This window comes from Paenibacillus sp. OK060 (genome assembly GCF_900101205.1).
Lineage (GTDB): Bacteria > Bacillota > Bacilli > Paenibacillales > Paenibacillaceae > Paenibacillus > Paenibacillus marchantiae.
Map to the genome: position 1 here is coordinate 478,839 of NZ_FNFR01000005.1, position 12,401 is coordinate 491,239.

General features: G+C 46.1%; 12 protein-coding genes. 4 read left to right on the forward strand and 8 right to left on the reverse strand.

All coding sequences use genetic code 11. The features are described 5' to 3' along the window. Nucleotides 1-95: 95 nt before the first annotated feature. From BLS14_RS20720 to BLS14_RS20740, 5 genes are all read right to left on the reverse strand, one after another. On the reverse strand, nt 96-905 hold the full coding sequence (locus BLS14_RS20720) for an SDR family NAD(P)-dependent oxidoreductase (protein ID WP_176854643.1): 810 nt from the start codon (nt 903-905) through the stop codon (nt 96-98). Nucleotides 906-982: 77 nt separating this feature from the next. Beyond that, complete coding sequence (locus BLS14_RS20725; protein ID WP_090953712.1) at nt 983-2,083, reverse strand: MBL fold metallo-hydrolase; 1,101 nt, start codon at nt 2,081-2,083, stop codon at nt 983-985. Nucleotides 2,084-2,223: 140 nt separating this feature from the next. Then, nucleotides 2,224-2,634: a MerR family transcriptional regulator gene (locus tag BLS14_RS20730; protein ID WP_231952412.1), complete on the reverse strand. Its 411-nt coding sequence runs from the start codon at nt 2,632-2,634 to the stop codon at nt 2,224-2,226. 294 nt (nt 2,635-2,928) lie between these two features. Next, nucleotides 2,929-4,044: an AbrB family transcriptional regulator gene (locus tag BLS14_RS20735; protein WP_090953714.1), complete on the reverse strand. Its 1,116-nt coding sequence runs from the start codon at nt 4,042-4,044 to the stop codon at nt 2,929-2,931. After that, on the reverse strand, nt 4,044-4,772 hold the full coding sequence (locus BLS14_RS20740) for an MBL fold metallo-hydrolase (protein WP_090953715.1): 729 nt from the start codon (nt 4,770-4,772) through the stop codon (nt 4,044-4,046). Before BLS14_RS20740 ends, BLS14_RS20735 begins: the two co-directional genes overlap by 1 nt. 148 nt (nt 4,773-4,920) lie before the next feature. Between BLS14_RS20740 and BLS14_RS20745 the strand changes: the two genes are divergently transcribed. Continuing rightward, nucleotides 4,921-5,820, forward strand: a complete 900-nt coding sequence (locus BLS14_RS20745; RefSeq protein ID WP_176854645.1) for a TetR/AcrR family transcriptional regulator — start codon at nt 4,921-4,923, stop codon at nt 5,818-5,820. A gap of 170 nt (nt 5,821-5,990) precedes the next feature. Here BLS14_RS20745 and BLS14_RS32690 read toward each other — a convergent pair whose 3' ends face one another. Then, the gene (locus BLS14_RS32690) at nt 5,991-6,164 is read right to left on the reverse strand and encodes a hypothetical protein (protein ID WP_176854647.1); all 174 of its coding nucleotides are present in this window, start codon (nt 6,162-6,164) and stop codon (nt 5,991-5,993) included. Between the two features lie 91 nt (nt 6,165-6,255). Further along, nucleotides 6,256-7,416: a serine hydrolase domain-containing protein gene (locus BLS14_RS20750; protein ID WP_256336617.1), complete on the reverse strand. Its 1,161-nt coding sequence runs from the start codon at nt 7,414-7,416 to the stop codon at nt 6,256-6,258. Nucleotides 7,417-7,601: 185 nt separating this feature from the next. On the opposite strand from BLS14_RS20750, the gene BLS14_RS20755 reads away from it, so the two are divergent. Further along, entirely contained in the window at nt 7,602-8,042 is a 441-nt protein-coding gene (locus tag BLS14_RS20755; protein ID WP_063565290.1) for an Lrp/AsnC family transcriptional regulator, read from the forward strand. A 12-nt stretch (nt 8,043-8,054) separates the two neighbouring features. Here BLS14_RS20755 and BLS14_RS20760 read toward each other — a convergent pair whose 3' ends face one another. Beyond that, on the reverse strand, nt 8,055-9,179 hold the full coding sequence (locus BLS14_RS20760; RefSeq protein WP_090953884.1) for an MFS transporter: 1,125 nt from the start codon (nt 9,177-9,179) through the stop codon (nt 8,055-8,057). A gap of 412 nt (nt 9,180-9,591) precedes the next feature. On the opposite strand from BLS14_RS20760, the gene BLS14_RS20765 reads away from it, so the two are divergent. Both BLS14_RS20765 and BLS14_RS20770 read left to right on the forward strand, forming a co-directional pair. Next, entirely contained in the window at nt 9,592-11,160 is a 1,569-nt protein-coding gene (locus BLS14_RS20765; protein WP_176854649.1) for an AraC family transcriptional regulator, read from the forward strand. 87 nt (nt 11,161-11,247) lie between these two features. Further along, nucleotides 11,248-12,315: an ABC transporter substrate-binding protein gene (locus BLS14_RS20770; protein ID WP_176854651.1), complete on the forward strand. Its 1,068-nt coding sequence runs from the start codon at nt 11,248-11,250 to the stop codon at nt 12,313-12,315. Nucleotides 12,316-12,401: the final 86 nt, after the last annotated feature.

Below are 12,401 nucleotides of genomic sequence, written 5' to 3' on the forward strand. Positions count from 1 at the left end.
AAAATCAGGTTCGTCGCCTTAACATTAAATAGATGATGGATTCTTTATTATGCAAAAGAGGAGCGGATGTATTATCCACTCCTCTTTCTTTCTATTTAATCTGCGCTTGCCGTAATGTGTTCCCACTTGTCATATTCCTCAAGCATGCCATTCAGCTGCGTACGCGCCATCACAAGCCCCATGCTTCCGAGAGCCAGTCTTCTTGGAGGATTGTCTGTGCCGGCAATATCAGCAACCGCTGACATGGCTTTTTCAACATCGCCATAAGGCGCGGTCTCAGCAAGATCATTATACCAATCATACAGCGTTTGATAGTCCGGGATATCGCTTGTAATTTCTTGAGTATTTCCTTGGAAACCTGTCTTGAATCCTGCAGGCTCTACAAGGGTAAGGTTTACACCCAAGCCCTTAACCTCAGCGGCCAGACCTTCACTCAGGTTTTCAAGCGCTGCTTTAGAGCTACAGTAGATAGACAGCGTTGGCAAGCTTTGTACGCCGCCCATAGATGAGATATTGATAATGTGACCCGAGCGATGTTCCCGCATCTGTGGAAGAACGGCTTGAATGGTGGTCATTACACCAAACACATTCGTTTCATATTGCTGACGTGCTTGGTCAACGGATACTTCTTCAAAAATACCTGCTTGAGCATATCCGGCATTATTGAGCAGCACATCAATTCGTCCATATTGGCGCGTTACCGCATCCACAACCTCGTGTGTCATTTCCTGATTAGTAATATCCAGGGCCAGCACTTGTACATTACTATATTGGCTAAATTCAGCGGCAGCTTTCGATGTATCCCGCATGGTAGCGACGACATTCCATTCACGCTTCGCAAATTGAAGAACCAATTCTTTACCGAAGCCTGTTGATGTACCTGTGATTAAAATGGTTTTACTCAAGTGTATTCCCTCCAGATCACGAATTGAGCTTGGCTCTTGAGTTATCGTAACCCTTAAAGTTCACTTTAAGGCAAGTATTATTTTTCAATAGACTCCCACCAGCTTGAAGTAGGAAATACACTTGAACCGATAATCACCTTTTCTCCAATTTTTGGCGTAGCCAAAGCTACACCTAGCTTATCCGCAGCTGCTTTCGCGCGCTCAATGGGGTCTGTCCAACTGTGCAATGCCAGGGTGAATGCTCCCCAGTGAATAGGAATCATTACTTTACCCTTTACATCCTGATACGCTTGCACGGACTCCTCAGGAACCATATGAATGTTGGCCCATTTCACATCATATTGACCTGTCTCTATGAGGGCAAGATCGAACGGACCGTATTTATCGCCAATCTCCTTAAAGTGAGGACCATAACCACTATCCCCGCTAAAATATACATTCGATTGTTTACCTTGAATAACCCAGGAACTCCATAACGAGGAACCAGAACGGATACCGCGGCCAGAGAAATGTCTTGCGGGCGTGCTAACGAAGGTTAACCCTTGATACGATGCTTCTTCCCACCAGTCCAGCTCTTTAATCTGGCTCGGATCTACACCCCATTTTGTCAAATGTCCAGCGACCCCTAACGGAACGATAAATTGTTTGACCTTTCCTTTTAGCTTACGGATAGACTCATAGTCCAGATGATCATAATGGTCATGCGATATCAAGACGACATCGATGTCAGGCAAATCCTCAATCTGTGCTAGCGGCTTATTGCTATATCTCTTTGGCCCCGCGCAAGCAACGGGAGAGGCGTATTTACTGAATACTGGATCTAGCAGAAGCTTCACTCCACTGACCTTCATCAAGAGGGTCGAATGACCAAACCACATGACTTGATCCTCGGCACTGTCTGAAAATGCTTTTGCATCAAAAATCTCCATTGGAAGAGTTACCTTTGGTCGGCCATTGGGGTTTCCTTTTATCGTATCGTATAGGGCTCCAACGGTATCTTTTAAACTATAATCCATCGATGTCGGTATTTGATTGTGAAACTTCCCATCGATAAAGTTAGCGGAATCATGAATACGCCGCTTACTATCCGCTGAACTTTTCCCTCCAAGAGGCGGGTAATAATTTACGACCCAGAAAATCACTAATACGAGTACGAACAAGATTATTACATACTTCATCCTGTCTCTCCTGCTTTCTCATTCCGATGAAATTTTTTTAACCATGTTAGCATATATCTTAAAGTGCACTTTAAGGCAAGTTTTTGATTACAGAAAAAGCCACCCTATTCTTACACAGAGTGACTTGTCAAAATCTCGACTTATATGGTTGTATCTAATTCTCCAATGTACGTGAGAAAACGTTCCTCAGGATTTCCCTTTTCTATATCGTTATACACTTCAAGCTTCTGGCTAACCGCTTCAAAAGCCTCATTTAGCACTTGCTGTTTTCTCTTGATCTCCGCTTGATGGGATTCTAGTATGGCTCTGCGCTGTCCGATCGTTTCATCTCCCTGCAAGGCAAGGTCAACGATTTTTTTCAAATCCGCTACGCTCATTCCTGTGGCACGAAAACATGTTATTAAGCGAATCCAGTCTATATCTCGTTTTTCAAAAAGCCGGTTGCCGTGATTATCCCTACGAATATCGGGTAAAAGTCCTTCTTTATCGTAAAATCGGATCGTATGAGCAGGGCAATTTAATTTTTCAGATACTTCCTTGATTGTAAACAAATTCACTCTCCCCCAAGTCCAGTTCATAAGATGTTACAGCTAGCTCTATTATAAGCAAAAAATTGCCCTTAATCGAAGCCAGCCCCTTTATTCCTTATAATAAAGGTACATAAATGCCTCTATTTACACTTGGGAGGTAGTTGGGCGGTGATTGAGTCACCTTTGAGACACCCTTAAGCCACCGTGAACCATACTTAAGACACCTTCATCCTCTCGCCCCACTCTTTCTCCCCACACCTTCTCGCCTCTTAGCCTCGATCCTGCTCACCTCTCCATTTCTCTCTTTTGTCCATTTTATATAGTATCTTTTTTTCCTTTCAGCAACGATCGGAAAGCCAGCTTTAACACCGGCGGAACTGCAAAAAAGATAAACAAGGTTCGGAAGAGCTGATAGCACGTTACAATCGACAGGTCGCCGTTGACTTCCTTAGCGATGAGGGCCATTTGGTCCATACCGCCTGGCGATAGGCTGAGAAATGCAGTGACGATTGTGATGTCATGCATTCGTGTCAGCAGCAAGCTAAGTCCCATAGAGACCCCAATTAGCAGCACGCCACTCAATATTGCGAGCAAAACGATTTTTGCTTTGTTCTTTAGACTCTCCAGATCCAGCAGCAGCCCAATGTAGCCCCCGATCATCAGTTGTGAAAGACTGAGTACGACGGGTGGCAACGCATGACCCTCATACCCGGTCAAATTAAGCAGGATCGTACCAATCATTGGTCCAAGCAGAAAGGCCGTTGGCATCTTGATCTTCTTTGCGATGAACGCACTAAGTACGCATACTGCGGCAAAGACCAAAGTATGCGGAAATAACGCAGCAGATCCGCTCGCAGCAGCAGCTACGGCGCTATGGTTGCCACTGACATGAAACAATGGGCTGAAGATCAGCAGCGGCACACAAAAAATAATCATCATCAGGCGAGATACCTGTAAAAAGGTGACGACAGTGATATCAATACCCTTCACTTCTTCGGCCAACGTAATCATCTGGCTGAGTCCTCCGGGAATGCTGCCCATGAGCACCGTTGGGAAAGGAATACCGGATAATTTCGAAATTAAATACGCAATGGCCCCGGCACATAACAACAGCAGAGATGTGAACAGAATCATCGTCGGCAACTGAAGTCCGATCTGCGTTAAGGTCGACAAGGTGAACGAAAGCCCTAGGGTATAGCCGATGATAACCATGCCGGTATCGCGGACTTGTCCAGGCCAGTATAAGGTGATTCCTTTAAACAATCTGGAGCCGATCACGAGGAACACCATGGATCCAAGTAGCCAGGGAATTGGCATATGGATCAGTTGGAAAACAAATCCACCAAGGACAGCAATGGCAAAGGTTATCACAAAACGGACCCACTTACTCTTTTTCCACAACGCAACCCGGGCTTCGCCGGTACCATCCATTACAGGTTCTCCGTTATTTTATCTAGGGCCTGTTGAACATCGCCTTTAAAAATGCCTCCATGGTAGCAAATTACAGTCTCTATTGGATAAGCCTTCAGTTTGCGGAGTGATTCCAATGCCAATGTCATATCTGGCGTAACTGTCGGATTAGGGCCTATCAGCTTATCGTCTTCAACATTTAATGCATCACCTGCAATGAGTGTCTTACTAGGCTCATGATACAAGCTGATATGTCCTGGCGTATGCCCTGGTGTATGGATTACAGTCAGTCCGCCGCCGAAAGGCAGTTTCTCTCCGTCTGCCAGCAACGTGGTCACATTCTTTTCCTTTCCAGAAAAAGTAGCTTCAAATGCAGTAGCAAGATCCTGCGGAAGTGAGGCAATCAGCCCTTCCTTGCGTTCCCCGCTGAATTTAATCATCGGCTTTAGGCCATCGATATAAGGCTGGTCATCCGCATGGGCATACACCTCTATACCTTCGCCTTTGAACTGCGGCAGGCTGCCTACATGATCGATATCCTGATGGGTTAAAATAATGGAATGAGAGGCCGCAGGGTCAATTCCCGCTTGGATCAAAAGCTCCGTGATTTGGCCGTAAGAACCAGGCATTCCGGTATCCACCAATACATAAGATTGCTCGTCACGGATTGCCACCGGGTTAATAACAAAATCATGCTCGCCCATCTTAAGAGTAAGCACTAGCATTTCAATCTGTTCGTTAATTTTCATATTGCGCCAAAGCGAATGCTCTGGCTCACCTCCCTAGAAATAAATCAAAAAAACTAACAGGTTCATTATATGACTTTGTAGTTTTTTCGTCAATTTCCTTTATTGACCACATTAAGAAGACATGTCAGAATGTGAAGGGGTGGTTAAAATGGAACAATTCAAAAGACAACTAATCGTCGATACAGCAATGCGCATTTTTAGAGAAAAAGGATATTTCTCAGCCTCCATGCAGGACATCGCAGAAGCTTGTAGCATGGCCAAGGCGAGCATCTATAAAGTATTTTCCTCTAAGGAAGATTTATTTACCGGGGTATTTGTCGAGGTACACAGAATCCTGTTCGAAGAGGCAAGGGAGCTTGATCGGAGACTTCGGCTGGAGGGGCTTCCACCAAAAGAAGTACTGCGCCAAAAGATCGAATTTCAGCTGCAATATATGCTTGAAAATTATTTTTTCACCAGTGAGTTTAAAGAGCTGCCGGTCACAAGTAATGAGAACTTTCTAATCGAATGGAGAAAAAAACGTGCCTCTCTGCTAACCTTACATCAGGATTGCTTCTATGAAACATACGGCGAGCCTATTCTCCCATATCTCGGGGATGTTGTCGCTATCTTCCGCGGCATGGTCAAAGAATATTTGTTTCACACTTTTCAAGCGGTGATTGCTGCTCCCATGGCTAATTTGGCTGGATTTATTGTGGATCGGCTGGATGTTGTTATCGGAGATTTGATCGCAAGCAAAGCCCAACCTGTGCTCAAGGCATCAAGTGCCTTTTTTAACGAAATCAATCCACCAGATGACCAGACCCGGCAGGACAATCTAGATGATCTTCTGAAGTTTTTTGCCGATAAAATCCGCGAGCTACCACGGCCAGAGCCCATTCAGAATGAACTGCTTGAGGTTATCGAATGGCTAAAGTTAGAGTTAGGACAACCCAAGCCTAATGGTACTCTTCTACGGGTATATATCAACTTTTTGGATTCAGTTAGCGAGTTAGCACCTTATGTACGACAGCTTAGTCTCGTACTGAAACGTTCGTCAGTAGAATAAGATTCACTACAAAGAAAAGCAACTGAAATTAATCAGTTGCTTTTCTGCATATAAATATACTTACTCCCTCTTTAACTATTGTCGAGATTAATTCACCACAGCATCACTTCAAGTCCCCACCGGAACCGATCTATGATGACAGCTTACCTTTTTCGATGATCGATGCGGAATTACTGAACTGGATTTGCTTTCCGTTTGCTTTTCATGAAATCCATCCCCATGCACAGCAACAGCATCAGTGCAGCAAACATCACGGATTTACCAATGGTTCTTTCAGGAAAGATCATATAGGCAGCTAGAAAATTGCCTGCGAAAACAAACAGGTAATTGCGGATGCGATCCATCTTCTCATCTCATTTCGGAATCAAATTTAGATTTCACTGTAATCTGCTGCTCTACCTTATCATAATTTTCCATATAAATCCATAATACAACTTATCTCTTTCGCTCAATCCCCTCATAGACTGCCTCGCAAAGTTCAGTTGTGAATCTGCCTGACATGCCCTCCAGAGCCGTATTCGTAAAAGCGACAACGCTCAGTTCTTTTGTTGGATCAACAAACCACGAGTGACCGTAGGTTCCACCCATGCGCCACGTTCCAGTAGATTCCAAAGTACCCGCCTCAACCGGATCTTTCAGCACCGTGAATCCCAGCCCAAATCCTCTGCCTGGCCAATAAGGCATCTCCAGATCGCCAATCTGATTAGTCGTCATTTCGGCGACCAGCGCTTTAGGAAGAAGCGAACCTCCACCTTGACGCAGCGTTTCAAGCAATATAAGAAAGTCTCCTGCACTTCCTATCATGCCCGCACCACCCGAGAGATAGGCCGATGGATCAAGGTATCTTTCGGGTGCAAGTTGGAAGCCTGCCGTTCCTTCAATAAAAGGAACCTGGTCCTCATCACGCAAGCGACGAGGTTGCCCAGAAATGTCGGAACTGTCCGCATAGGCAGCCGTCATTCTCTCCGAGTCCACTGTGACAAAATCCGTATCCTTCATGCCCAGCGGATGAGTTACGAGCAGTTGTACTGCCTCTCGCAGTGTCAGCCCGGTCACTTTCTCAATAACTGCACCGAGTACATCAGTTGCAATCGAATATCTCCACATCTTCCCGGGCTCATACAGCAGTGGAGCAGAAGCAATCCTCTGCAAATTCTCTTCCAGCGTAATGCCAGCGATATCCATTCCATCTGATACTCCGGCAAGTTCGTACGTTCCTCCGTTTTCCTGAAAAAAACGATACGTTAAACCCGCCGTATGTGTCATCAGATGATGAACCGTCATGGAGGCCACTTCCCCATTTGGCTGTTTGGGACGGAATTCAGGCAGCCATTTCATAACCGGGTCATCCAGCTTTAATTTACCTTGGGATATCAATACCATGGCGGCGGTGGATACAATCGGTTTGGTTACAGAAGCATACCTGAACAGCGCATTTTCTTGCATGCGTCTGTTCTGTTCCCGATCGGCGAGGCCATCCGCGCTGTTGTAGACCAGCTCCCCTTTCCACGCAATCTGAACAACGGAACCCACAATTCTTTTTTCTGCCAACGTACGGTGAATCACTTCTTCTACAAATGCAGAATTAAACTTCATATCTTTGTCTCCCATTTCTCTCTTCCCCTCCATGTGCCACGTGCTTGATTATTTAAAGTAAGTGTGCTTATTATATAAATGATCTCATTCATATTACATAAGACAACCAAGTTATCTGCTTTAATCTACAATGAATATAAAGGCATTCACAAAATATTTCCTATAATTTAAAAGGAGGCCATCTTATGGACCAAATCGATACTAATATCCTCTTTCATTTGCAAAACCAGGCAAGGCTATCCATGACGGAATTGGGCAAGCTGGTCGGTTTATCTCAACCCGCCGTAACGGAACGCGTGAAGCGTCTAGAAGAAAGCGGTGTAATCGAAGAGTACCGTACTATCATTTCCCCGCAGAAAATAGGGAGGTCGAGTACTTCCTATCTTCTTTTTCGCACACGGGATTGTCATGCCTTTCTTGATTTCTGCCGTTCGTCACCCGAAGTGATCGAATGTCATCGCGTGAGCGGAGAGCATAATTACCTGTTGAAGATCATGACAGATTCGATTGCTGGTCTTGAAGCATTTGGAGACCGATGCGATCAATACGGTACCTACACCACCCTCATCGCGATGTCCTCACCTATTGCAACCAAAAATCTCATCGAAGGAACGAATCCGGTGTAAATGTTTCATCGATCATCGGTCCTTAACCTGTCTTGGAAAACCATGTTTACTGGCGAACCAGGCGACGAGTAAGGCCATAACGATCAACAGGATCAGGGAAATAGGTAGGAAACGAGCGCCTGTCTGCTCCAGCAGGATGGCTCCGACGATCCCTCCCCCTCCGATCCCCAAGTTCCATGCTGTCACCAGCATGGATTGGGCAACATCGGCACTTTTGCCTCCGGCCTGCGCAATTGCAGTCTGTAATAACGTAGCCGCTCCGCCAAATGTAAGCCCCCAAGCGACTACTCCCAGAATGATCATTATCGGTTGATGGATAAAGATCCCCATTGCCAGCGATGCCAGCGCAAATAGAACAAGGCTAACCAGAATCAATAATCTCATGTAACGGTCAATCAACAGTCCAACAATCCATATACCGATTACCGAAGTCACTCCAAAGATCATCAGAACCAGGTCCACCCTTTCGGACAGCATCGTCTCGCCCAGATAAGGTGAGATATACGTGTACAGAATGTTATGGGCCAGTACCCAGGTCAGAACAACAAACAATATGGGACGAACCCCCGGTATAACAAAAATCCGATGAAGCGCAAGCTGATGACGTGCAGGCTCCCCCTCATAGTCAGGTACTTTCCAGAGCACCCACAATACAAGCACTACCGTCAATAATGAGACTGTTCCAAAAATAAGACGCCATCCTGCGTAATTGCCCAAAAAGGTTCCCAAGGGAACGCCCAATGCAAGGGCGAGCGGTGTTCCCACCATGGCGACAGCCATCGCTTTTCCCTTTAACGTGTCTGAAACCATGCGGCGTGCGTAACCTGCAGTCATCCCCCACAACACTCCAGCAGATACACCCGCCATGAAGCGTGCAGCAAGGGTCAAACCATATACTGAAGATACGGCCGTAATCGTATTGAAAATCAGAAAACCAAAGATGCATAATAGCAGCAGCGGTCTGCGTTTCCATCCACGAGTTGCTATCGTCAGCGGAATTGCCGCCAGAAGAGATCCCACCGCATACAAAGTGACGAGCTGTCCAGCAAGACTCTCTTTGATATTCAGATCTTTCGCTATTTGCGGCAGCAGCCCCGCCGGGAGGCTTTCTGTAAGAATGCATATAAATCCAGCCATGGCCAAAGCGAGTAGAGCTGACCAGGGAAGGCGTTCTTTTGCGATTGTGTTCGCGTTCACAAAAACTCTCCTTTATCCTTTATTTTTGTATAATCCAGAAGCCTCTGGCCTACAGAATAAGCTTATAAAATCGAACCCACATTTGGCATACATAATCAACGGCAGATCGAGCGTTTTATAAGGATAATCCATTTAATTTTGGTGTTTCACTTCGAATTTCAATGTAAACGCTATTAAAGCAATTATCATCGCGTACTGGATCATTAAAGAGGATGGGAGAACAACGAAGGGAACATCGAAGATGATTGATAGCATTTCTGTTACTCGCTAGAATGATAAGATAATACATAGGCTTTGACTTTAATGCCTTTTAACACATACTCAAATCGGCTTCATAGAGAGGGATATGCCAATGTACAATCTTACATCCATTGAGCACCACACCGGGCTGCCCTCTAACGGCAACCCGTTCACACATACAGAAGGACAACTGTTATTGCTGCTGGAGGATGGAGAGATCTGTCTGACCGTGAATCGTCAGCATTGCGATCTTAAGGCAGGGTATTTTATTTTTCTCCAGGATGGCAAGCAGCTGCAGATTAGACAGACTTCCGCAGATCCATTACGCATCATCGCGTTGGAGATAGAGGGGCAAGTCTCGAATAGAGAGGATTCCGAAGAGGCTCTTATTCTCCCTCCCCTTTTTGAGCATAACCGTGTGGGTATTCTGCAATCCCATGAACGCGAGTTAATCAAAGAACTGCATATACTCTGGCAGAAGCATAATCATTGGCAGCAGATTCGTATCCAAGGACAATTTCTGCAATGGGTCGCAGATGTAGGAGAACGGCTTGAATCCACCTCCGATTATGACTCGGCCAGTCTTGTACTGGATGCGCTGCGTTACATGGAGCAGAACTATCAGACGCCGATTACACGCCAACAGCTTGCCGAACGGGCAGGTTTCTCCGAGGGGTACTACTCCCGTTTTTTCAAGAAAAACGTGGGCAAAAGTCCGCAAGAATATCTGACCGACATTCGAATGCATCATGCCAAACGGCTGCTCACCAGGCAACAAAGCTCCATACAGGATGTAGCCGCTCAAGTGGGTTATAACAACCCTTTATACTTCAGTCGTATATTCAAAAAAACCGTGGGCCTCTCGCCCACCGTCTATATTCATTCAAATCCACGCCAGATCAGGGTGGCCGCCATGAATAATCAATATACAGGTCATCTGCTAGCACTGGGACTGGAGCCTTGCGCCGCAACGGGTCCTTCTTTCAAAGCCGAAACCTCTTTGCTGGATCATACGCTTTTCATGAATGCCTATGAAGGGAAAGCACCCGATTCAACTACATTGCTCCGGGCTGAACCGGATCTGATTCTGACCAGTGAATATGCAGACGAGGCACATGTTCAGCAGTTGCACCAGATTGCACCTACACAGACGATTGCTTTTCAATCCCAGGACTGGCGCAGTCAGTTCCTCGAAATTGCTGAGGCTACCGGACGAAATCAACAAGCTTACAGCTGGCTGGATGAATATGATGAGAAATCCCATCAGGCTGCAACCCATCTTCGTCAGCAGATTGGCTCTGCTTCAATCGTGTCGTTACTCGTTCGAAGTCAGGATTGTTTTGTTGCTGGCTACCGCCATATGGGCGCGGTCCTGTATCAGGATCTGCAATTGTCCACCCCTTCCCTGATCCATGAACAGCAAAGCCATTATATTGCTGAGGATTGGAAAATGGACGATCTTGATGCCGATTACATCATGTTGGTGTTCCACCCTTCGGTCAGTGATGCCGAGCGGCAGAGATGGTTGAACTCACCCTGGTGGAAAGCGCGGGAAGCGGTGAAGCGGGGGCGGGTTTATTTGGATCAGATGAATTATGTACTCGGCAGCTATAATGCCTTCTCGCATGATCTGTTATTACGGGAAATTCCCGAGCGCCTTCGGTCACTATCGTGCATGTGAATGGTTCCTTTTGTGCCTCGACGCACGGAATCTTCTCTCCTATACTAGTAATTGAGAATGATAATCAGTAAAGGGGAACATGCACATATGAATACAGATAGAAGAAACAAACGTGGATTCAAAACCAATTTGAAGGCAAGCATCATGCTAATGCTGCTGCTTATTCTGGTTGCCGGGTGCTCCAAGGCCGAACAAGCTTCTACGGGTGAATCCACTTCCACAACCAGTGAGTCAACAGAGAGCACCAACGGCACCTCATCGTCGGATAGCGAGGCAATCAGTACAGAGACACGCACCGTTGAGGGTATTAAGGGTCCTGTTGATATTCCTGCTGAACCCAAGCGTATCGCTGGCTTGACCTATGCGTATGCCGATCACCTCGTGGCATTGGGCATGAAACCATACGCCATGGTGACCCAAGTCGGTCAGGAGATGCCTGCCTATCTGAAGGACAAGCTCGAAGGCGTCATTCCACTCGGTTCAGTTAATGAATTCAACAAGGAAGCACTTCTAGACACAGAGCCTGATCTCATTCTGTCCAATGAAGTACTTGTTGATGAATACGACGCAATCAGCGCAATTGGACCAGTCTATATGAGTAGCTACTTCAGCAATTCGCTTGAATGGTTCAAGGACACAGCCAAAGTATTAGGCAAAGAAAAAGAGGCAGACGAAATCGTGGATCAGTTGTATCAAAAGGCGAAGGATCTGGGCACCAAGGTTGCTGCCAGCGATGCCGCGGATGACACCATTCTGATTTTTCGTTTGACCGATAAGCAGATTCAGGTATTTGCTCCAAGTGACAAATCACCTGACGCCTTCTATTCTCCGAACCTGCTGTACGATATAGCCGGACTCCATGCACCTGATCTTGCCAAAGCAGGCATCGTCATGAATGAAGTTATTGAGAATGTGTCGCTCGAATTGTTGCCTGAATTGAATCCGGATCGTATTTTCATGATCATCTCCGGTAGTGAAGCAGATAACGAACAAGCACTCACTAAGCTGCGTGACAATGCAGTCTGGAAAGGCCTGAAAGCTGTGAAAAGTAACCAGGTCTACATGGTGGACAACACGGTCTGGGTAGCTGGATTTGGACCGATTGCCTATGGTCAGGTTCTGGATGAAGTAGAACAAGCTTTGCTTGGAAACTGAACGCAAGATGACTAGAGATTTGCAGCATAAATAAAAAAAACAGGCATGTCGTTTACATGAAGGGGGAAGGCCCTCAACGTAAATGC